General features: G+C 53.4%; 17 protein-coding genes and 5 tRNA genes. 18 read left to right on the plus strand and 4 right to left on the minus strand.

What is annotated here, in order from left to right; all coding sequences use genetic code 11:
- Position 1: 1 nt before the first annotated feature.
- The 16 genes from KQI75_RS10860 to KQI75_RS10935 all read left to right on the plus strand — a co-directional run bounded on the left by KQI75_RS10860 (position 2) and on the right by KQI75_RS10935 (position 12,023).
- Positions 2–589 (plus strand): lysophospholipid acyltransferase family protein, encoded by a 588-nt coding sequence (locus tag KQI75_RS10860; protein WP_216470827.1) that lies wholly within the window; start codon positions 2–4, stop codon positions 587–589.
- A 1-nt stretch (position 590) separates the two neighbouring features.
- On the plus strand, positions 591–2,531 hold the full coding sequence (locus KQI75_RS10865) for a bifunctional 4-hydroxy-3-methylbut-2-enyl diphosphate reductase/30S ribosomal protein S1 (protein ID WP_216470828.1): 1,941 nt from the start codon (positions 591–593) through the stop codon (positions 2,529–2,531).
- 113 nt (positions 2,532–2,644) lie between these two features.
- The gene (locus KQI75_RS10870) at positions 2,645–3,250 is read left to right on the plus strand and encodes a sporulation protein YunB (protein ID WP_216470829.1); all 606 of its coding nucleotides are present in this window, start codon (positions 2,645–2,647) and stop codon (positions 3,248–3,250) included.
- A 65-nt stretch (positions 3,251–3,315) separates the two neighbouring features.
- Positions 3,316–5,292, plus strand: coding sequence for an NAD-dependent DNA ligase LigA (gene ligA, locus KQI75_RS10875; RefSeq protein ID WP_216470952.1), 1,977 nt, complete (start codon positions 3,316–3,318; stop codon positions 5,290–5,292).
- On the plus strand, positions 5,292–5,576 hold the full coding sequence (gene gatC / locus KQI75_RS10880; RefSeq protein WP_216470830.1) for an Asp-tRNA(Asn)/Glu-tRNA(Gln) amidotransferase subunit GatC: 285 nt from the start codon (positions 5,292–5,294) through the stop codon (positions 5,574–5,576). Before ligA ends, gatC begins: the two co-directional genes overlap by 1 nt.
- 13 nt (positions 5,577–5,589) lie before the next feature.
- Positions 5,590–7,047, plus strand: coding sequence for an Asp-tRNA(Asn)/Glu-tRNA(Gln) amidotransferase subunit GatA (gene gatA / locus KQI75_RS10885; protein WP_216470831.1), 1,458 nt, complete (start codon positions 5,590–5,592; stop codon positions 7,045–7,047).
- 15 nt (positions 7,048–7,062) lie between these two features.
- The gene (gene gatB / locus KQI75_RS10890; RefSeq protein WP_216470832.1) at positions 7,063–8,499 is read left to right on the plus strand and encodes an Asp-tRNA(Asn)/Glu-tRNA(Gln) amidotransferase subunit GatB; all 1,437 of its coding nucleotides are present in this window, start codon (positions 7,063–7,065) and stop codon (positions 8,497–8,499) included.
- A gap of 220 nt (positions 8,500–8,719) precedes the next feature.
- Entirely contained in the window at positions 8,720–9,268 is a 549-nt protein-coding gene (locus KQI75_RS10895; RefSeq protein WP_216470833.1) for a hypothetical protein, read from the plus strand.
- Between the two features lie 125 nt (positions 9,269–9,393).
- A complete protein-coding gene (locus KQI75_RS10900; protein WP_216470834.1) occupies positions 9,394–9,705 on the plus strand; it encodes a YerC/YecD family TrpR-related protein in 312 nt (103 codons plus the stop codon).
- On the plus strand, positions 9,698–10,453 hold the full coding sequence (locus tag KQI75_RS10905) for a class I SAM-dependent DNA methyltransferase (RefSeq protein ID WP_216470835.1): 756 nt from the start codon (positions 9,698–9,700) through the stop codon (positions 10,451–10,453). Before KQI75_RS10900 ends, KQI75_RS10905 begins: the two co-directional genes overlap by 8 nt.
- 21 nt (positions 10,454–10,474) lie before the next feature.
- Positions 10,475–11,374: an Hsp33 family molecular chaperone HslO gene (gene hslO, locus KQI75_RS10910; RefSeq protein ID WP_216470836.1), complete on the plus strand. Its 900-nt coding sequence runs from the start codon at positions 10,475–10,477 to the stop codon at positions 11,372–11,374.
- 125 nt (positions 11,375–11,499) lie between these two features.
- Positions 11,500–11,575, plus strand: a tRNA-Val gene (locus tag KQI75_RS10915).
- A gap of 3 nt (positions 11,576–11,578) precedes the next feature.
- Positions 11,579–11,655 (plus strand) — tRNA-Asp (locus tag KQI75_RS10920).
- 132 nt (positions 11,656–11,787) lie between these two features.
- Positions 11,788–11,863, plus strand: a tRNA-Phe gene (locus KQI75_RS10925).
- Between the two features lie 7 nt (positions 11,864–11,870).
- A tRNA-Gly gene (locus tag KQI75_RS10930) sits at positions 11,871–11,946 on the plus strand.
- 3 nt (positions 11,947–11,949) lie between these two features.
- Positions 11,950–12,023: transfer RNA gene (locus KQI75_RS10935), tRNA-Cys, on the plus strand.
- 137 nt (positions 12,024–12,160) lie between these two features.
- Here the strand turns inward: KQI75_RS10935 and malQ are convergent.
- Genes malQ through KQI75_RS10950 form a run of 3 tightly spaced genes read right to left on the minus strand, consistent with a single transcriptional unit; the run spans position 12,161 to position 16,697 of the window.
- A complete protein-coding gene (gene malQ, locus KQI75_RS10940; RefSeq protein ID WP_216470837.1) occupies positions 12,161–13,663 on the minus strand; it encodes a 4-alpha-glucanotransferase in 1,503 nt (500 codons plus the stop codon).
- 16 nt (positions 13,664–13,679) lie between these two features.
- Positions 13,680–14,498 carry an endonuclease/exonuclease/phosphatase family protein gene (locus KQI75_RS10945; RefSeq protein ID WP_216470838.1) on the minus strand — a complete coding sequence of 273 codons (819 nt, stop codon included), beginning with the start codon at positions 14,496–14,498 and terminating at the stop codon, positions 13,680–13,682.
- A gap of 6 nt (positions 14,499–14,504) precedes the next feature.
- Positions 14,505–16,697, minus strand: a complete 2,193-nt coding sequence (locus KQI75_RS10950; RefSeq protein WP_216470839.1) for a PTS transporter subunit IIBC — start codon at positions 16,695–16,697, stop codon at positions 14,505–14,507.
- A gap of 287 nt (positions 16,698–16,984) precedes the next feature.
- On the opposite strand from KQI75_RS10950, the gene KQI75_RS10955 reads away from it, so the two are divergent.
- Positions 16,985–18,010: a LacI family DNA-binding transcriptional regulator gene (locus tag KQI75_RS10955; protein WP_216470840.1), complete on the plus strand. Its 1,026-nt coding sequence runs from the start codon at positions 16,985–16,987 to the stop codon at positions 18,008–18,010.
- Between the two features lie 59 nt (positions 18,011–18,069).
- On the opposite strand, the gene KQI75_RS10960 is transcribed toward KQI75_RS10955, so the two are convergent.
- Positions 18,070–18,927 (minus strand): AraC family transcriptional regulator, encoded by an 858-nt coding sequence (locus KQI75_RS10960; RefSeq protein ID WP_216470841.1) that lies wholly within the window; start codon positions 18,925–18,927, stop codon positions 18,070–18,072.
- 129 nt (positions 18,928–19,056) lie between these two features.
- Between KQI75_RS10960 and KQI75_RS10965 the strand changes: the two genes are divergently transcribed.
- On the plus strand, positions 19,057–21,318 hold the full coding sequence (locus KQI75_RS10965; RefSeq protein ID WP_216470842.1) for a glycogen/starch/alpha-glucan phosphorylase: 2,262 nt from the start codon (positions 19,057–19,059) through the stop codon (positions 21,316–21,318).
- Positions 21,319–21,363 lie beyond the last annotated feature (45 nt).

Raw genomic sequence — 21,363 nt, forward strand, 5'->3', positions numbered from 1 at the left:
CATGAAATACAACCGTACCTTTCAGGCGTTGGCGATTCCGATTGTCAATGTATACGACCATCTGAAATATAATTATCACGTCATTGGACGCGAAAAGGTGCCGGACGGCGGCTGTGTGCTGGTGGCAAACCACACGCAGTGGGCGGATCCGGTGCTTGTCGGCACGGCGCTCGGCAATCAGTATCCGCTTGTGGCGATGGCGAAAAAAGAGCTGTTTCAAATCAAGCTGCTCGGGCCGCTCATCTCGGCGCTCGGCGCATTTCCGGTTGACCGCGGTACAGCGGACATCGGAGCGATTAAAACCTCGCTCAAAGCAGTCAAAGAGGGAAAGAAGCTGCTGATTTTTCCGGAAGGCGGCACCAAGCACAAAGCAGGCGATGAGGCGAAGGTTGGCGCGGCGATGATTGCCGCACGCACCGGTGCGCCGATTGTGCCGATTTATATATCGGAAAATAAGAAATTTCGCTCAAAGGTTTATGTGGTTTTCGGCGATGCGTATATACCGGAAAAAACCAAGTCCAAAGACGGCTATCGCGCGATTGCGGACGATATGATGCGCCGCATTTACGCGCTGAAGGAGACGATATAACATGGTAACAGTCGCAAAAACAGCGGGCTTTTGCTTTGGCGTGCAACGGGCGGTGGACATGGCGGAGAAAGCCTGTCAGGAGTACGGCTGCATTTGGGCGCTGGGCGATATTATTCACAATGCGCACGAGGTCGGACGTCTGGAAAAACTGGGCGTGCACAAGGCGGAAGATGTCGCGGATATTCCGGACGGTGTGCCGGTGCTCATTCGCGCGCATGGCGTGCCGGAGCGCGTCGTGCAGCAGCTGGAACAGAAAGGCTGCCGCATTGTCGATGCCACGTGTCCGTTCGTCGGAAAGATTCACCGGATTGTGCGCGAGGAGAGCGAGCAGGGACGCCGAATCATCATCATCGGCTCCCGTAATCATCCGGAAGTCGTTGGCATTCAGGGCTGGTGCGGCACATCCGAGGTGTACGAAACGCCGGAGGAACTGCGTGCAGCACTGGAGAAAATCGGCAAAAATGGAGAAAATTTACAGAAAATTCCAGTCAGTGTGGTTGCGCAGACCACCATCAACAGGGAAATCTTTGATATTTGCGGTAAAATTATAAAAAAACAGTGTACAAACGCAAAAATATTTGGTACAATATGTAATGCAACGGACGAGCGCCAAGCGGAAGCTCGTCTACTGGCTGGCAAATCGGACATTATGATTGTGATTGGCGACCGAAAAAGCTCTAACACAAAGCGTCTGTATGAAATTAGCACGTCACTGTGTGATCATGTGCTATACATCGAAGATGCCACTGGGCTTACGGGAAATGAGATCCAGGGTATGGAGCAACCATTTATCGGGATTACAGCAGGCGCGTCCACGCCAGCCTGGATAATTAAGGAGGTCAGAAACATTATGAGCGAAGAGACAAGAATTGAAACCGGCAGCGAAGATTTTGCTGCTATGCTGGAGGAATCCTTCAAGACTTTAAATACAGGAGATAAGGTAACCGGTACTGTTCTGAAGATCACCCCGAACGAAGTTCACGTAGATCTGGGCGTAAAGCACGCTGCTTACATCCCGACCCATGAGCTGTCCGACGATCCGTCCTTCAACGCTGAGGAGAGCATCCACGTAGGCGACGACATCGAAGCTGTTGTTGTTCGCGTAAACGACGCAGAGGGCACCATTGTACTGTCCAAGAAGCGCGTAGACCAGATGAAGGGCTGGGAGTCCATCGAGGACGCAAAGGAAAATAAGACCATCATCGAGGGCAAGGTTAACGAAGAGAACAAGGGCGGCGTTGTTGCTAACGCATTTGGCATCCGCGTATTCATCCCGGCTTCTCAGACCGGTATCCCGAAGGGCCAGCCGCTGAGCCAGCTGGTAGGTCAGACTGCACGTTTCCGCATCACCGAGATCAACCGTCAGCGCAAGCGCGTGGTTGGTTCCATCCGTGCGGTACAGCAGGAAGAGCGTCGCGCTGCTGCTGAGAAGGTTTGGAGCGAGATCGAAGTTGGCAACGAGTACACCGGTACCGTGAAGTCCCTGACTTCTTACGGCGCATTCGTAGACATCGGCGGCGTTGATGGCATGATCCACATCTCCGAGCTGTCTTGGGGCCGCATCAAGCATCCGTCCGAGGTTGTAAACGTTGGCGATACCGTAAACGTTTACGTAATCGGTCTGGATCGTGAGAACAAGAAGATTTCCCTGGGCTACAAGCGTCCGGAAGACAATCCGTGGAACGTATTCACCGCAAACTACGAAGTTGGCGACACCGCTACCGTTCGCATCCTGAAGTTCATGCCGTTCGGTGCATTTGCTCAGATCATCCCGGGCGTTGACGGCCTGATCCACATTTCTCAGATTGCAAACCGCCGCATCGAGAAGCCGGAAGACGTTCTGTCCAAGGATGAAGAAGTAGAAGCTAAGATCATTGACATTGATCCGGAGAAGCAGAAGGTTTCCCTGTCTATCCGCGCTCTGCTGAACGACGACGAATAATTTTATTATTTGAATCAATGGGGAGCATCCGCGTTTGCGGGTGCTCTTCTTTTTTTGTGTCACGGCAAATCGCAGGCGCATATCCTGCTCTCACAAAGAGAGGGGGCGGCGCAATGCGCAGACATAGAAAGGGCAAGATCCTGCTGTGCGTGACACTCACAGGGCTGCTTTTGATTCCGGCCATGGCTGCCGCTGTCCTGCGTCCCAAATTGGCTGTATACGCAGAGAATTATGTACAGTATCAGGCAACGAGCAAGATGGAACACGCTGTGGCGAGCTGTGCCGATCAGATGGAAGAAATCGGAACACTGCATCGGGATGAAACCGGCGCGGTGACCGCGCTCACGACAAATTCAGCCGCCGTCAATCGCATTCGAACCCAGCTTGTACAGCGTGTGTACGATGAAATTGGCACGCTGGAGCATGCGCGGACATCGGTGGCGCTGGGGACGCTTGTGGATCCGCAGCTGCTCACAGGCTTCGGGCCGCAGATTCCGTTTGGCGTGGTGTCGCTGGGCTGCGTGACAGCACAGGTGGAGTCGCAGTTTTCCAGCGCCGGCATCAATCAGACTTTGTATGAGGTCTCTGTGACGATCTGTGCGGATTTCTCGCTGCAATTGCTCGGCACGGCGAAAAGCATGACGGTGCGGGCAAACTATCCGCTGGAAGAGAGCATTCTTGTCGGAGATGTGCCAATGATTTCCGCAAATTCAAAATAACCTCTTTTTCTGCACGGATATTTTTGCTATAATAGATATGATTGTTTAGGAAGGGATGGATGGCAGTGAATATCGCACAGCAGGCAGCGGCTTTGCGCGAAGCCCTGCGTTATCACAATAAAAAATATTATGATGAGGATGCGCCGGAAATTTCAGACTTTGCATATGACCGTATGCTGCGTGCGCTGGAGACGCTGGAGGCGGAATATCCGGAGGTGGATGAGCCGGACTCTCCGACCCATCGCGTGGGCGGCAGCGTCTCAGACAAATTTACCGCAGTGACGCACCCGTGGCCGCTGGAAAGCTTGCAGGATGTGTTCTCGTTTGATGAACTGCAGGAGTTTTATACCCGCGCCCGTGCGCCGGAATACGTGGTGGAGTACAAAATTGACGGCCTGTCCGTTTCACTGGAATACGAAAATGGCATCTTTGTGCGCGGCGCGACGCGCGGTGACGGCATCACAGGTGAGGATGTCACGGACAATTTGCGCACGATTGCGGACATTCCCAAAGTCCTGCACGGTGCGCCAGAAACATTGGTTGTGCGCGGCGAGGTGTATATGCGCCGCTCGGTGTTTGACGCCATCAATGCTCAGCGTGAGCTGGAGGGCAAACCGCTGCTTGCCAATCCGCGCAATGCGGCAGCCGGCTCGCTGCGGCAGCTGGACAGCAATGTGACCAAAGAGAGAAAGCTGTCCATTTTCTGCTTTAACATTCAGAATAGTGATGATTTGCCGCTGAAATCGCATGTGCAGGCGCTGGATTATTTGAAACAGCTCGGGTTTCCGGTTTCTCCGCGCTATCCGGTGTATACGGATCCGAAAGATATTAAACACGAAATTCAGCACATGGGTGACACGCGCGGCGAATTGGATTTTGATATTGACGGTGCGGTTGTCAAGGTCAATGACTTTGCCCTGCGCCGTGCACTCGGCTCAACGGCAAAATATCCGCGCTGGGCGTCCGCGTATAAGTATCCGCCGGAAGTCAGAGAAACGATTTTGCGCGATATTATTATCACTGTCGGCAGAACCGGCGTGCTGACGCCAAATGCCGTGCTGGATCCGGTACAGCTGGCGGGCACAACTGTCAGCCGCGCGACCTTGCACAACCGCGATTTTATTCGGGAGAAAGATATCCGTATTGGCGATACCGTTCGCGTGCGCAAAGCAGGCGAGATTATACCGGAAATTCTCGGTTATGTGCCGGAAAAGCGGCCGGAAAACACCGTGCCGTATGAAATGCCAAAGGTCTGTCCGGTGTGCGGCGCACCGGTCTTTGAGGACGAAGATGAAGCGGCGATTCGCTGCACCGGCGCAGAATGTCCGGCACAGCTGCTGCGCAATCTCATGCATTTTGTGTCGCGCGATGCGATGGACATTGACGGCTGCGGACAGGCTGTTTTGCAGTCGTTGATTGATGCCGGACTCGTGCATTCCGCCGCAGATTTATATACGCTGAGAGAAGAACAAATCGAGCCGCTGGAACGCATGGGAAAAAAATCCGCGGAGAATCTCATTGCGGCGATTGAGAAATCCAAAAGCAATGATTTGTCTCGGCTGTTGTTTGCGCTTGGCATTCGTCATATCGGACAAAAAGCGGCGAAAACGCTGTCTGCGACATTTGGCTCGCTGGATGCGGTGCTTGGTGCGACAGAGCAGCAATTGACCGATATTCGAGACATCGGCGGCGCAATTGTACAGTCGATAGAGGAATGGCGCGGACAGGAACAGTCCAAGCATCTCGTGGAACGGTTGCGGGAAGCAGGCGTCAATTTCCAAGGCGAACAGCTCGTCAAGAGCGACAAGCTGGCGGGAAAAACGATTGTACTGACCGGCACATTGACGCTGTTTACGCGCAAGCAGGCGACCGAACGCATCGAACAGCTGGGCGGCCGCGCATCTGGCTCGGTCTCCAAGAAGACAACGTTTGTCGTCGCGGGCGAGAACGCGGGCAGCAAGCTGAAAAAAGCGAATGAACTTGGCATTCCGGTGCTCACCGAGCAGGAATTTCAAGATTTGATACAGGAGGACAAAGAATAATGGCTATTACGAGAGAAAATGTCGAATATATCGCCAATCTGGCGCGTCTTGACCCAAAGGGCAAGGGCTTTGACAAAATCGCTGAGGATATGCAGGAAATCGTTGCCATGGTAGACCAGCTGCAGGAGCTGGATCTGGGCGACATCACCGATTGCATTGATACCGAGCGCAAGAACGCCATGCGCGAGGATGAAGTCGTTCCGTCTTACGACAAGGAAGAAATCCTTGCGAATGCACCGAGCGTGGCATGCGGCGGCGTCAGCGTACCGCGTGTCGTAGAATAAGGGAGGCAATACCATGGAATTGTATCAGAAGACAGCAGCCGAGCTCTCGGCAATGCTGAAAAATAAAGAAGTCAGCTCGGTAGAGCTGACCAAGGCTGCGTTTGCAAGAACTGCCGCTGTAGAGGACAAAGTCGGCGCATACATCACGCTGACCGAGGAGCACGCACTGGAGACGGCAGCAGCGATTGACGCCAAGCGCGCCGCAGGCGAGGAGCTGGCTCCGCTGGCAGGTGTGCCGGTGTCCGTAAAGGATAACATCTGCACCAAGGGCATTCGCACCACCTGTGCTTCCCGTATGCTGGAAAACTTCCAGCCGCCATACAATGCAACGGTGATGAACCGCCTGCACGATGCCGGTCTGGTCATGACGGGCAAGACCAATCTGGACGAGTTTGCAATGGGCTCTTCCTGTGAGAATTCTGCGCTGCAAAAGACGCACAATCCGCACAATCTGGAGCGTGTAACCGGCGGCTCTTCCGGCGGCGCAGCAGCTTCTGTCGCAGCCGGTGAAGTTTCCATCGCACTGGGTTCTGATACCGGCGGCTCCATCCGTCAGCCGGCATCCTTCTGCGGCGTTGTTGGTCTCAAGCCGACTTACGGCACGGTTTCCCGTTACGGTCTGGTTGCATTTGCATCTTCTTTGGATCAGATCGGCCCGTTCGCCCGCAGCGTAGAGGACGCCGCACTGCTGACAGACGTGCTGCGCGGCTATGACAAGATGGATTCCACCAGCTATCCGCGCGAATATGACAGCCTGCACGCCGGCATGAATGCGGACATCAAGGGCATGAAGATTGGTCTGCCGAAGGAATATTTTGGTGAAGGCATCTCGGAAGAGGTCAGCAAGGCGGTTCTGGCTGCCGCAGAGACCTATAAGCAGCTGGGCGCAGAAGTCGTAGAGATTTCTCTGCCGCTGTCCAAGTATGCCCTGCCGATTTATTACATTCTGTCCTCCGCAGAGGCTTCGTCCAATCTGGCACGATTTGACGGTGTCAAGTACGGCTATCGCGCAGAAAAGTTTGACGGCATCATTGATCTGTACGTCAAGTCGAGAAGTGAAGCATTTGGTCAGGAAGTACAGCGCCGCATCATGCTGGGCACTTACGTGCTGTCCTCCGGCTACTATGATGCGTACTACAAGAAGGCACGTGCCGCACAGCGCGCCATCCGTGCCGACTACAACAAGGCATTCGAGCAGGTAGACGTCATTATGACGCCGGTAGCACCGACCACCGCATACAAGATTGGAGAAAAGACCTCTGATCCGCTGCAGATGTACATGGGCGATATTTGCACGGTTTCCGTCAACATCGCAGGTCTTCCGGCAATGGTACAGCCGTGTGGCTTCGATGCGAACAAGCTGCCGATTGGCATGCAGCTGATTGGTCCGCGCTTTGGCGAGCAGAAGCTCATCAATGCCGGTCTTGCCTATGAGAAGGCGTCCGGTCTGTCCAACATCGTGGCACTGTAAGGGAGGAATCGTATCATGAATTATGAAGCAGTCATCGGTTTGGAAGTCCATGCCGAGCTTTCTACAAAGACCAAGATTTTCTGTGGATGCAGCACGGCATTCGGCGCAGAGATTAACACCCATGTTTGCCCGGTTTGCACGGGTCAGCCGGGTGCTCTGCCGGTTCTGAACAAGCAGGTCGTGCATTATGCGGCAAAGATGGGTCTGGCTACCCATTGTACGGTAAACCAGCTGTGCAAGTCTGACCGCAAGAACTATTTCTATCCGGATCTGCCGAAGGCATACCAGATTTCGCAGTTCGATGTGCCGATTTGCGAAAACGGCTATGTTGATTTTGAAGTAAACGGCGAGCCGAAGCGCGTTCGCTTTGAGCGCATTCACTTTGAGGAAGACGCAGGCAAGCTACTGCACGATGAGGGCGAGGGCACGGTTGTTGACTTCAATCGCTGCGGCGTACCGCTGATCGAGATGGTAACGCGTCCGGACATTCATTCCGCAGCAGAGGCAAAGGCATTCTTGGAGACCGTCAAGACGACCCTGTCTTATCTGCAAATTTGCGACTGCCGCATGGAGGAAGGCTCGATTCGTTGTGATGTCAACGTGTCGATTCGTCCGGAAGGCTCCGAGACGCTGGGCACTCGTGTCGAGATGAAGAACATCAACTCGTTCTCTGCGGCAGAGCGTGCCATTGAGTATGAAGTAAATCGCCAGATTGACGTTGTGTCTGAGGGCGGCACGATTACGCAGGAGACCCGCCGTTGGGACGATTCCCGAGGAAAGAACATGGTCATGCGTTCCAAGGAGGATGCGCAGGATTATCGCTATTTCCCGGATCCGGATCTGGTAGCCGTAGAAATCAGCGATGAATGGCTGGAGCAGATTCGCTCGGAGATTCCGGAGCTGCCGCAGTCTCGCTACAACCGCTACATGGAAGAAATCGGCTTGCAGCCGAAGGAAGCGCGCATTCTGGCGGATTCCTTTGACAAGGCGTGCCTGCTGGATGAGGGCGTGAACATGCAGCGTGTCGATGCCAAGAACATCGCAAACTGGATTCTGTCTGACATCTCCAAGTATCTGAACGACAAGAATCTGGAGCTGAAGGACACCAAGCTGACCGCGCAGAAGCTGGTTGACATGATTGAGCTGATTGAGAAGAACACCATTTCCGGCAACGCCGGCAAGAAGGTTCTGGTTCAGCTGTTTGAGACCGATGATTCGGTTGACACCATCGTTGACAAGCTGGGTCTGAAGCAGGTATCCGATGAGGGTGCAATTCAGAAGCTGGTTGACGAGGTTCTCGCTGCCAATCCGAAGTCTGTTGCAGACTATAAGAAGGGCAAGAAGAACGCCATTGGCTTCCTTGTTGGTCAGTGCATGAAGGCCTCCAAGGGCAAGGGCAATCCGAAGATGATTAACCAGCTGCTCAGCAAGACGCTGGACAGCATGGAATAAGAAAACTTTCGCGGATAGAAAGCAGACGCAGCATATGCGTCTGCTTTTTTGAAATCGCTTGTTTCTGCCTTTTCGGTGCAGACTGAGGAGATGTAACGGAAAGATGAGCAATGTGCAATCACGATTTTGATAAAAAATTTCTGAAACATTAACTGTTTTTTGTTTATATTGACGAAAACGGGTTTGTTGTGGTAAACTGAGCGCAAAAGGAGGGATGTACATGAAGAAATCCCATATTGCCGCGTGTCTGGCAGCTGCTGTGCTGGCAGGAAGCCTGATGGCAGGCTGCGGAGACACCCAGACGACACAACCGAAATCGTCCGCAGGCTCTGCGGAGCAGGGCGCCAGCGGAAGCCTTGTTCCGGCACTCTCACAGGACGAACTGATTGCACAGTCCAGCCTGATAATCAAAGGCACGGTTTCGGAGGTCTCCGACACATTCCAAGTGAAACCGGAAACCGGCGGCGATGCGAGCAGCTATGTTGACAACACGGTTCGCATGGAACAGACGCTCCGCGGGCAGACAGATGCCGATACGGTGACTGTGCGCGTGCAGGACGATGACCAAGCGAGCACAGAGGATGCCAAGCTGGAACAGGGTAAGGAATACCTGCTGTTCCTGACAGCGTCCGGCGAAGATAACACGTATCGCGTCACCGGTGCTATGCAGGGCGCGTATGAAGTCCAAGCGGACGGTACCTGTGTTGCTTGGGACGGCACCAAGTGGACACTGCAAGACGCACAGAAGGCAATCGAACAGGCAAAGTAACACATAAATCTTGAGGACGCTCCGATAGGTCGGGGCGTTCTTCTTTGCTTTTTCCGCAGAATTTCCTGTTTACTTTCACACGTTAACATGTTACAATATAGCTGTTAGTGAGGGAGGCGAAATGGATGAACAACAAACTCAGGGGAAAATCCATGGATAGTCTGTTTCAGGCAATCCTGCATCTGAACACGCTGGAGGAGTGCAGCAACTTTTTTGAGGATCTCTGCACCATCAGCGAACTGCGTGCCATGGAACAGCGCTTTCAGGTCGCTGCTATGCTGGATGAGGGACGCATTTACAGTGATATCGCAAAGGAGACCGGTGCGTCTACGGCAACCATCAGCCGCGTCAACAAGTGCTTGACGTATGGTTCGGACGGCTACCGCACGGCACTGGATCGCATGAAGCAAGCAAAGGGAAACGATACAGATGAGTGAATATTCAGAGTACGGACTGCTCTCGGAATACTATGACCGCTTCACCGATGACGTGCCATACGAACGGTGGGCGGATTTTTTTGAGCGGATTTTTGAACAAAAGCACGTCAAGCCGTCTGTGATTTTGGATTTGGCGTGTGGTACCGGCTCGCTGACCAGCATCTTGGCACAGCGCGGCTATGATATGATTGGTGTCGATCAGTCGGAAGATATGCTGATGATTGCACAGGAAAACTGCATGGATGCCAATCCGGACAAGCCGGTTTTGCTTCTGCATCAGCCGATGCAGGAATTGGAGCTGTACGGCGGGATAGATGCCTGCGTGTGCTGCTTGGATTCCGTCAATTATGTAGAAGATCCGGATATGCTGCGCGAGGCAATGAAGCGCGTCTATACATATCTCAAGCCGGGCGGACTGTTTTTATTTGACGTCAACACCCGCAGCAAGTTGGAGCGCATTGACGGACAGAGCTTTGTCCGCGAGGATGAGGATGTGTTCTGCGTCTGGCAGTGCATGCTGGAAGAAAATCTGTGCCAGTATCACTTTGACATCTTTGAGCTCAACGAGGATGGCGCATGGAACCGCTATGAAGAACACCACATCGAGCGCGTGTACGACAATGCGGAGCTGACGGATATGTTACAGCAGGCGGGCTTTACAGACATCGAACTGCGCGGTGAGCTGTCGGACGAGCCGCCGAAGGAGAAGGAAGAACGCATTTTCTTCTTGGCAAGAAAACCGGAATAAATCATGAGGAGACGATAAAATATGAGTGATAGATTGATTCGTGCGATTTGCCGCAATGCGGAGATCAAGTTTACCGCGGTGTGCACAACGGAAACCGTTGAGCGCGCGCGCCAGATTCACAAAACGCTGCCGCTGGCAACCGCTGCGCTGGGCAGAACGCTGTCTGCGGCTTCTATGATGGGCAGAGAGCTGAAGGACAAGAACGGCTCTGTGACCATTCAGATCAAGGGCAACGGCCCGCTTGGCGCCATTACCACCATCGGCGACTGTGACGGCTGTGTGCGCGGCTATTTGCAGAATCCTGCTGCGGAGCTGCCGCTGCTGCCGAACGGCCATCTGGACGTTGGCTCCGGTGTCGGCCGCGGCTATCTGATGGTTATCAAGGACATTGGTGTCGGTGAGCCGTTTACCGGCACGACAGCTCTGCACAACGGCGAAATTGCCGAGGACATCACCAAGTATTTCGCGGAGAGCGAACAGGTGCCGTCTGCGGTTGCACTGGGCGTTTTGGTGGACACCGACCAGCATGTCAAGCAGGCGGGCGGCTATATCGTCCAGCTCATGCCGGGCGCGACAGACGAGGACATCACCCGTCTGGAGAACAACATTGCCAAAGCTGGCGCAATGACCGCGATGCTGGAGAGCGGCATGTCGTTGGAGGACATTGCCCATGCCGTGCTGGACGGCTTTGAGGTCGAGTTTTTGGAAGAAGCACCGGTTACCTATCGCTGCGGCTGCAATCACGCCAAGGTCACCCGCGCGCTCATCAGCTTGGGCAAGGACGAGCTGACGCGCCTGCGTGATGAGGAGGAAGGCATTGAAGTAACTTGTCAGTTCTGCGACAAGGTCTATAAGATGACCCGCGACGACATTGCTGTGATGCTGGAGGCTGCGACGGCGAAAGAGGAGAATAACGGCTGATAACCGCGAAAAACAGCACGTTTTGACAGAGAAAAAAGAATTTTGAAAAAAATCAAAAAAACTTTGAAAAAAGTGTTGACAAAACCGCATCCAGTGAGTATACTATAATAGTCGCTGGACGGTACGGAAGTTTAGCTCAGCTGGGAGAGCATCTGCCTTACAAGCAGAGGGTCACAGGTTCGAGCCCTGTAACTTCCACCACCTGGCCCGGTAGTTCAGTTGGTTAGAACGCCAGCCTGTCACGCTGGAGGTCGTCGGTTCGAGCCCGATCCGGGTCGCCAGTAAACTTTAACTCGTTTCCATCGTCTTCGGACGGTGGAACGAAAAAAGTTTTCTGAAATGGAAAAAAGTTCTTGACAAACAGGGGCTTAGATGATATAATAAATATCGTCGTCTGACAGAAAAGACAACTTGCCTCTGTAGCTCAGTCGGTAGAGCAGGGGACTGAAAATCCCCGTGTCGGTGGTTCGATTCCGCCCGGAGGCACCAACAATATGCGGATGTAGCTCATCTGGTAGAGCGCCACCTTGCCAAGGTGGAGGTAGCGAGTTCGAGCCTCGTCATCCGCTCCATACGGTGCCATAGCCAAGCGGTAAGGCAGTGGACTGCAACTCCTTGATCCCCAGTTCGATTCTGGGTGGCACCTCCAAACAGTAACGGATAACCAAAAAGGTTGTCCGTTATTTTTTTGCCATGATATGCAGAGAAGAAAGAGAGATACAATCACATATAGAAACAAATCCCATGTCCAAGCCATTGCAGCTCAGACATGGGATTTGTTCGTTTTTAGTCCCAATTTCTCCGACCATAGCGGGTGGTCATCTGGCAGATTTCTTTTTGAAGCTTTTTGGTCAGCTGGGTCTTTTTCAGCCGCCAGCGCCAGTTTTTGCCCAATGTAGAAGGCTTGTTGATGCGAGCGGAATTATCCAGTCCCAGCCAATCCTGCATGGGGATGATGCAGGTTGCCGCTGCGCTCCGCAAGACCAGCGCGATCATACTTTTATAGAGCTGATCTTCTGGGGTGGCGTAGTCATACAGATAGTCCCGTACCATGGTGCGTTCGGCAGAGGTGATGGTCTGGTACCACGATACCAGTGTCTCGTTGTCATGTGTGCCGGTATATGCGACGCTGTTCACAGGGTAATTGTGGGGCAGGTAGTCGCTGGCACTGCCGGTGTCGCGGGAATCAAAGGCAAATTCCAGAACTTTAATGCCGGCAAAGCCGCTGTCACGCACCAGCTGACGCACGGAATCACTCATGTAGCCGAGATCCTCCGCGATGATATTCCGCTTGCCAAGTGCATGCTCTACGGCATGGAACAGCTCCATGCCGGGGCCTTTCTCCCAGTGACCGGCCGCAGCGGTATCACTGCCATAGGGGACAGAAAAATACTCGTCAAAACCGCGGAAGTGGTCGATGCGTACCACATCATACAGCTCAAAGCAGTACCACAGGCGGGTGATCCACCACTGATAACCGGTGTCGCGGTGCACTTCCCAGCGGTAGAGCGGATTGCCCCAGAGCTGACCAGTGGCGGAAAATCCATCTGGCGGGACGCCGGCTACCGCTGTGGGAACGTTCTTTTCGTCCAGCTGGAACAAGTCGGGATTTGCCCATGCATCCGCGGAATCCAGCGCCACATAGATGGGAATATCGCCGATAATCTGAATGCCCTTGCTGTTGGCATATGCTTTTAATTTGCGCCATTGCTCATCAAACTTGAATTGGATGTACTTGTAATATTCCACATCAAAGTATAGTTCCTGATGATAATAGTCGAGGGCATTTTGCCAGCGCAGGCGGATATCCTCCGCCCATTCCGTCCACGGCTTGCCGCCAAATCGGTCTTTGACCGCCATGAACAGGGCAAAATCATCCAGCCACCACTTGTTTTTCTCGCAGAAGGCGATGAAGTCTTCGTTTTGACTGATGTTGCTGCGGGAATAAGCCAGCCGCAGCAAACGGCCTCGTTCTGTGTACAGACGATGGTAATTAATGTCGTCTGCTTTGCGGCCAAAGTTTGTTTTTTTGCACTCGGCGGCGGTCAGCACGCCTTCTTCCACCAGTGCGTCCAAGCTGATAAAATACGGATTGCCCGCAAAAGCGGAAAAGCTCTGATACGGACTGTCGCCGTAGCTGGTCGTACCCAGCGGCAAAATCTGCCAGTAGGTCTGTCCGGCCTCTTTCAGCCAGTCCACAAAGTTATATGCTTCTTGTGAAAAACAACCGATGCCGTAGGGGGACGGCAAACTGCTGACGGGCAATAAAATACCTGCACTTCTCTGCATTTTTCTTTACCTTCCTTTACAACTCAATGAGAATGCCCGCGTGATCGGACACCTGCGGTTCTTGTGCTCCGTTGAACACAACCCGACTGCTTTTGACCGGCAGTGCTTGAAAGCACCAAATCTGGTCGATACGCTTTTTAGCTGCGGCATTCGGAGCATCTCTCCAGCCATCAATGGCCTGCGTGACCGTATAGCCGTCATCCCGCTTTTGCGCCAGACAGTAGGTATCCTGCCAGCCGTCGCGGACAATCAAATCGTAACCTTCTCCGCGTACTGCCGCTTCGCTGTTGAAGTCACCGAGCAAAAACGCCTGTTTTTTGGAACCCGCTGCCTGTGACAGGTTTTCCCACTGGGCGCGGAACGGATCTTCTTCGTCCTTCCACCAGCCTAGGTGGACCGTGTAATACCAAACATCTTGTGTACAGATGCCCAGCGCACGGCGGGTTTTCCAATAGGTATAGTCGTTGGATTTGCTCAGCAGCAGATTTTCAGCGGCGGTGATGGGGGCACGGCTGAACACAGCCATGCCCTCATCGTATTTGTCATAACCGATTTTTGCCGGAACCCAGCTCCAATGATACTGTACGCCGCGCTCTTCCAGCATCCGCGCCACCGCAGCGGCGTGGTTATCTGCCTTCAGCGGCACCTGATTGCAGGGACAGGGGAAATAACCTGTCGGTATGTTCTCAAGCTGTGGCGCAGAAACCGTCTGGTTTACTTCCTGCAAGGCGAACACATCCGGCTGTTCGTTTGCGATAACGTTTACAAAAATTTCCCGCTTGGCTTCATAATCCGGCTCAATGAGGCTGTGGGTATTTAATGTCAGCAGTTTCATGGCTTTTTACAGAATATCGTTGATGTCGGATTTCAGCACGTCTGCCTTAGGACCATACACGGCCTGAATGCCGTCGCCCTTGACCATCAGGCTCAGAGCGCCCTCGCCCTTCCATGCAGCGAGATCCGCAACCTTGGATGGGTCTTTTACGGTGACGCGCAGACGGGTCATGCAGGCATCTACCAGCACGATGTTCTCGCGGCCGCCCAGCAGAGCAATGATGCGCTCAGCCTGACTATTGCCGGAGTTCTTGTCGGAATTTTTGTTGGAATCGGTGTTTGCAGCAGAATCGTCCGCGTTGTCATCGGTGTAATTGCCCAGACGGCCCGGTGTTGCCAGCTTGAGCTTGCCAATCATGAAGTAAGCCACAAAGTAGCCGATTGCAAAGAATGCAGCAACACAAATCACAAAATTGATAATATCACCGAACAGACCTGCCTGCAGAGACATCGGGATACGAGTGATAAATTCCAAATTACCGAAGGAGTGCAGGCGCAGGTGGATGACACCAGCCATAGCGAAAGCACAGCCCTGCAGCAGTGCGTACACGATGTACAGCGGCAGTGCGCAGAACATGAACATGAATTCCAGTGGCTCGGTAACGCCGGTGAGGAATACAGCCAGTGCGGTGGAGATGAACATGGACTTATACTTTGCACGCTTGTCGGCATCTACACGGCGGTACATTGCCAGTGCGATACCCAGCAGCAGACCGGTAGCACCGATCATCTGGCCAACCTTGAAGCGGGCAGGAGTAACAGTTGTGAGCAGATTGGTGTAAGCGGTCATGTCGCCGGCCTTCTTGAAGTTGATGAGGTCGTTGACCCATGCCAGCCACAGCGGGTCCTGACCAAATACCTGAGAGCCTGCGTTCACGCCGGTGGCAATTGTATATGTGCCGCCGAAAGAGGTGTAGTTCATTGGGATGGTCAGCATGTGATGCAGGCCGAACGGCAGCAGCAGACGTTCCAACGTACCATAGATGAACGGAGCCAGAATCGGAGACGTGTCAGAAGAATTGGCAATCCAGATACCGAAATTATTGATGCCGGTCTGAACAACAGGCCAGAACAGGGAAAGTACAATGGAGATGATCACGGAATAAGCGATGACCACCATAGGAACAAAGCGCTTGCCGTTGAAGAAGGACAGTGCGTCTGGCAGCTTGCGGAAGTTGTAGTATTTATTGTAAGCTACACCGCCGACAAAACCTGAGATGATGCCAACGAACACGCCCATGTTTAGAGCTGGAGCACCCAGTATAGAGGTGAAATAGCCGCTGACGGCGATTTCTTGTCCGAACAGGGTGTGGGTCATGGCATTGGGGTCTGCCAGCATCGCGCTGGTGACACCGAAAATATTGCCGGTAATCACATTGATGAGTGCAAATGCCAGCACAGCTGCAAATGCGCCGCCGGCGCGCTCCTTTGCCCAGCTGCCGCCGATGGCAACTGCAAACAGGATGTGCAGATTGTTGATAACTGCCCAGCCAATGTTTTCCATGGTGGTACCGATGGTCATGACCGCTGCCATGTCGGCACCGCACATCTGTACCAGCTTACCCAAGCTGATCATGAGACCGGCAGCAGGCATAACGGCGATGACCGTCATGAGCACTTTGCCCAGTTTTTGCAGAAGATCGAAATTGATGAATCCCTTTTTCTTGGACTTCTTTGCATTGGCTTCTTCGCCGGCAGGAGCTGCTTTCGATGCCTCAACAGCCTGTTCTTTTTCTGTAAGGGTTATCATCTGCGTCTTGCCTGCCTTTGCGGTACCTTTTGCACAGTGCAGCTGCATATCATCTGCACCGCCAGTCAAAACGATGGAAGTGATGGTTTTCAGGCCGCGGCTGCGAATCAAGTCGAGATCCACTTTTGCCACGGGCTGACCCTGTTTGACTGGATCTCCCGCTTTGACGAGAATCTCAAAACCCTCGCCATTCAGGCTGACCGTTTCCAAACCTACATGAACCAGAACCTCCAGTCCGCTGTCTGCCGCAAAGCCAATGGCGTGCTTGGTTTCCGCAATCATTGCCACGGTGCCATCCACAGGGCTGCAAAACAGACCGTCAGACGGCTCGATGGCGATACCTTCACCCAGAACGCCGCTGGCAAAAGTTTCATCCGGAACTTCGCTCAGCGGAACAAGTTTTCCGTTGAAGGGTGCCGCCACGACAGTCGAAAATGTCGTCGTTGTCATAATTTTCCTCCTTGAATCCTCTCTTTGCATTGTTTCGTGCAATCGTTGCACTACGTTTGCGTTTCCTTGTGCAACAATAATAATTCAATTTTACAATTTTTACAAGGTGTTTCCGACATAAAAATAATTTTTCTATGTTTTATACAACTAAATGCGCGATTCTTTGTGGAAATCGTCAAGGGGACGCGAAAATGATGTTGCATGAATTATGCAAATCCTTTCGCAAACATTGACATTGCGTGCAGACATCTTTACAATAGGGGTAATCAATCAGGGAGGAACAGATTATGGCAGTTACCATCAAAGATGTCGCGGCAGCGGCTGGCGTTTCGCCTTCCACAGTCTCGCGCACCTGCAAGGACAGCCCTTCCATCAGTCGGGAAACCAAGGAACGGGTGCGCCGCGTCATGGCACAGCTGGGCTATCAGCCGAACCTTGAAACCGAACCGGTGGAGGCGTTTTCCAAGACCATCGGTATTATTTTGCCGTCTTCTCAGCGGGACGTCTACGAAAATGCGTTCCATTTGGAGATTATCCGCGGCATCGGACAGTTTTGCAACCAGCGGCAGTATGTGAATACGGTCATCACCGGTCAAGACGATGCCGAAGTGCTGGATACCATTCAAAGCATGGTGGCCAATGCACAGGTGGATGGATTCATCCTGCTTTACTCCAAAAAAGACTGCCCCGTGGCGGCTTATCTGCGCAGGGAGGGCTTGCTGCATGTCATCGTGGGCAAGGCGGCGCAGTCGGCAAACCAGACCATTTATATCGACAACGACAACGTGCTTGCCGGAGAGGAAGCCGCGGATTACCTTTATGAAATGGGGCACCGCCGCATTGCATATTTCGGAGTCAGCAATGCCATGATTTTCTCTGCGGAGCGCAAACGCGGCTGCCAGATGTCTCTGCTCAAGCACGGGATCACGCTGCGTGAAGAGGACTGCGTGGAAATCGACGCGCTGAACGATGCGGATGAAAGCGCGCTGCGAACGCTTCTCACCGCGCCGGATCATCCCACTGCCGTGTTGGTCAGCGATGACATTCTGGCCGTGGTGCTGGAACAGTTGTGCGGCAAGCTGGGTCTGCGCATCCCCCAAGACATTTCCATTGTGTCCTTTAATAATTCGCTGTTTTCGCGCATTACCAGCCCGCAGCTGACCACCGTGGACGTGAATCCTTATCAGCTGGGCATGGAAGCCGCCAGCCAGACCATCAACCATATTGAAAATCCAAATCTTCTGGCAACCAAGATCATCGTACCGCATCGGCTCATCCTGCGGGAAAGCTGCTGCCCGCCGCCGGAAATCTGAAAAAAAGCAAAGCGGCCGTTCGCTCTCTTACATGGAGATGCGAGACGGTCGCTTTTGATTTATTTTTTTCGGTATTCGCGCGGGGTCATGCCAAAATGTGCCTTAAATGACCGATTAAAATAGGAGAGATTTTCAAATCCGCACTGGGAAGCAATGGTTAACACGGGTTCGTCTGTGGTGTGCAGCGCTTCGGCAGCGGCGTTTAGACGGTACTCTTTCAGGAACGAAATAAAGCTCTGACCGGTCATTTGCCGGAACCACCGCATAAAGTGGCTGGCACTGAACGAGCAGACGGCAGCGGCATCAGCAACATGAAGCTGTTCGGCATACTGTGCGGAAAGCCATTGCAGAACGGTTTTCAGCCGGCGGGTGTCGGCGGTTTCTGTTGGGAGCTGCTGTTTTCCCTGTGCAAGAAGCAGCGCCAGAAAACGCAGCAGTGCTCCTTTGATGATAAGCTCATAGCCGGAGATCTTGGAACGGTTGGCATCTTCTATTTCCCGCAGGCAGGCGGCGGCTTGCGAATAGCACAAATCGTTGGCGGTCAGACGGGCAGGCAGAGACAATCGCCCGCTTTGGATCGGGAGCAGGTATTTCTCGGCGCAAATATCCTCTGCGCCGCCCAAAAGCTCCAGCTCAAAGATAATATTTTCGTATTCCATGCTCCGGCTCTCTGCCTGCCGCAGCGCATGCAGCGTCCCCGGAGCAAAGATGAAAATATCCTCCTGACAGGCTGGATAGGTCACAGCACCCACCTGTATCAGCCCAGTGCCGCGCTTGACAAAGACAAGCTCCATGCTTTCGTGCCAGTGAAGTGCCACTTGCGGGAAGTCCCCCGGAATGGTGCAGGGATACAGATTGAACGGGAACCGTACAGCGCCATGCTGTTTGGTTTCCTGCAAAGAAGTCTGATTTCGCATCGTCTCACCTCCTGATGATAGGATTGTACCATAGTTTGCGCTGTTAAGGCAAGATTTTGCCGGTTCTCGATGGTATATTTTGAAACATAGATGTCAAACCTGTTTTCCATACCGAAGGAGGATTTGTTTATGAACTTTACTGAAACGTTACAGAATCTCACGGGAAAGCCGCTGGCGCACTGCACAAATCAGGAGCTGTATTTGGCGCTGCTGGAACTTGTCCGGCGCAAGAGCGCCGACCGCGTGCAGCCTGTCACCGGCCGCAAGCTGTACTATATCAGCGCTGAATTTCTGATCGGCAAGCTGCTGTCTAATAATCTCATCAATCTGGGGCTGTACGATGAAGCGCGGGATGCACTGGCAGCTGCCGGAAAGTGTCTTTCGGACATCGAAGAGGTAGAGCCGGAACCTTCTCTCGGCAACGGCGGTTTGGGTCGTCTGGCTGCCTGCTTTTTGGATTCGCTGGCAACGCTGGGACTGCCAGGTGACGGCGTGGGACTGCGATACCACTTTGGCCTGTTCCACCAGTCTTTTGAGGACGGTGTGCAGAACGAAAAGCCGGATCCTTGGCTCACCGAGCACAGCTGGGCAGAAAAGACCGACATCACCTATCCAGTGCAGCTGGCAGGCAAGGAGTACACGGCGCGGCTGTACAAGCTGGCTGTCACCGGCTATGAAGGCCGCACCAACACGCTGAATCTGTTTGACTTGGATACCATCGACGAGAGCATCGTCCATGACGGCATTGCGTTTGACAAGACCGCCATTGACAAAAATCTGACCCTGTTCCTGTATCCGGATGATTCGGATGAAGCGGGCCACCGTCTGCGGGTATACCAGCAGTATCTGATGGTTTCCGCCGGTGCGCAGCTGATTTTGGCGGAGTGCGCTGCCCGCGGCTGCAAGTATCATGATCTGGCAGACTATGCTGCCATCCAGATCAACGACACCCACCCAAGCATGGTCATTCCGGAGCTTATCCGTTTGCTGGGTGAACGCGGGGTTGCATTTGAAGAAGCTGTGGAGATTGTCACAAAGACCTGCGCATATACCAACCACACCATTCTGGCCGAAGCACTGGAAAAGTGGCCTCGTGCGTATTTGGATGCCGTTGTGCCGCAGCTGATGCCTATTATTGAAAAGCTGGACGCGCTGGCTCGAACCCGCACCGAGGACGAAAGCCTTGCCATCATTGACAGGGAGAATCGGGTGCATATGGCGCATATGGATATTCACTTTACCCATTCCACCAACGGTGTGGCGGCACTGCACACCGAGATTTTGAAAAACTCCGAGCTGCACGGCTTCTATGCGCTGTATCCGGAAAAGTTCAACAACAAGACCAACGGCATCACGTTCCGCCGCTGGCTGCTGGCGTGCGACCCGCGCCTGACAACCGAGCTGGAAAAGCGCATCGGCTCCGGTTTCCGCAAGGACGCAGCCGAGCTGGAAAAGCTGCTGGCTTTTGCCGATGATGAGACCGTGCTGAACGAGCTGACCGCCGTGAAGAAAGCCAATAAGGAAGCGCTGGCGGATTGGCTGCTGCATACCCAGAAGGTGAGCGTCAACACCAATGCGGTGTTCGATATCCAGTCCAAGCGCCTGCACGAGTATAAGCGTCAGCAGCTCAATCTGTTGTATCTCATCCATCAATACCATGAGATCAAGGCAGGACATCTGCCTGCTGTTCCGCTGGTGAGCATCTTCGGTGCCAAGGCGGCACCGGCTTATACGATTGCAAAGGATATCATCCATGCCCTGCTGACCCTGTCTAAGGTAATCGCCGCAGATCCGGAGGTGTCTAAGTGGCTGCAGGTGGTATGTATAGAGAATTACAACGTCACCGCCGCCGAGAAGCTCATCCCTGCCTGTGACCTGTCGGAACAGATCAGCCTTGCGTCCAAGGAAGCTTCCGGTACTGGCAACATGAAGTTCATGCTGAACGGCGCACTGACACTGGGCACGATGGACGGCGCCAATGTGGAAATCAGCCAGCAGGTGGGTGAAGAAAATATTTATATCTTTGGTCAGACCTCCGATCAGGTCATCCATCGCTATGCGGTTGGCGATTACAACCCCGCACAGTGGGTAGAGGGCGATGCCAACATCCGCCGCGCCATCGGATTCCTCACTGGTCCGGAAATGATGGCTGCTGGACGAGCTGAAAATCTGACTCGCCTGCACGATGAACTGATTCGCAAAGATTGGTTCCAGACGCTGCCGGACTTCAATGCATACGTCGTGCGCAAGGGACAGGCGCTCAGCGATTACGCCTGCGATCCACTGGGCTGGCGGCGCAAATGTCTGGTGAACATTGCCAAAGCGGGAATGTTCTCCTCCGACCGCACCATTGCCGAGTACAATCGCGACATCTGGCATCTGGGAGAGTAATTGATATATCTGTATGTTTGATAAGAGCTGCTGCACAATCTTTTG

Source organism: Butyricicoccus intestinisimiae, from assembly GCF_018918345.1.
Classification (GTDB): domain Bacteria; phylum Bacillota; class Clostridia; order Oscillospirales; family Butyricicoccaceae; genus Butyricicoccus_A; species Butyricicoccus_A intestinisimiae.

Coding starts and splice junctions, on each gene's coding strand:
- KQI75_RS10860 (WP_216470827.1), top strand. CDS start 2: ATGAAATACAACCGTACCTTTCAGGCGTTGGCGATTCCGATTGTCAAT.
- KQI75_RS10865 (WP_216470828.1), top strand. CDS start 591: ATGGTAACAGTCGCAAAAACAGCGGGCTTTTGCTTTGGCGTGCAACGG.
- KQI75_RS10870 (WP_216470829.1), top strand. CDS start 2,645: ATGCGCAGACATAGAAAGGGCAAGATCCTGCTGTGCGTGACACTCACA.
- gatC (WP_216470830.1), top strand. CDS start 5,292: ATGGCTATTACGAGAGAAAATGTCGAATATATCGCCAATCTGGCGCGT.
- gatA (WP_216470831.1), top strand. CDS start 5,590: ATGGAATTGTATCAGAAGACAGCAGCCGAGCTCTCGGCAATGCTGAAA.
- gatB (WP_216470832.1), top strand. CDS start 7,063: ATGAATTATGAAGCAGTCATCGGTTTGGAAGTCCATGCCGAGCTTTCT.
- KQI75_RS10895 (WP_216470833.1), top strand. CDS start 8,720: ATGAAGAAATCCCATATTGCCGCGTGTCTGGCAGCTGCTGTGCTGGCA.
- KQI75_RS10900 (WP_216470834.1), top strand. CDS start 9,394: ATGAACAACAAACTCAGGGGAAAATCCATGGATAGTCTGTTTCAGGCA.
- KQI75_RS10905 (WP_216470835.1), top strand. CDS start 9,698: ATGAGTGAATATTCAGAGTACGGACTGCTCTCGGAATACTATGACCGC.
- hslO (WP_216470836.1), top strand. CDS start 10,475: ATGAGTGATAGATTGATTCGTGCGATTTGCCGCAATGCGGAGATCAAG.
- malQ (WP_216470837.1), bottom strand. CDS start 13,663: ATGCAGAGAAGTGCAGGTATTTTATTGCCCGTCAGCAGTTTGCCGTCC.
- KQI75_RS10945 (WP_216470838.1), bottom strand. CDS start 14,498: ATGAAACTGCTGACATTAAATACCCACAGCCTCATTGAGCCGGATTAT.
- KQI75_RS10950 (WP_216470839.1), bottom strand. CDS start 16,697: ATGACAACGACGACATTTTCGACTGTCGTGGCGGCACCCTTCAACGGA.
- KQI75_RS10955 (WP_216470840.1), top strand. CDS start 16,985: ATGGCAGTTACCATCAAAGATGTCGCGGCAGCGGCTGGCGTTTCGCCT.
- KQI75_RS10960 (WP_216470841.1), bottom strand. CDS start 18,927: ATGCGAAATCAGACTTCTTTGCAGGAAACCAAACAGCATGGCGCTGTA.
- KQI75_RS10965 (WP_216470842.1), top strand. CDS start 19,057: ATGAACTTTACTGAAACGTTACAGAATCTCACGGGAAAGCCGCTGGCG.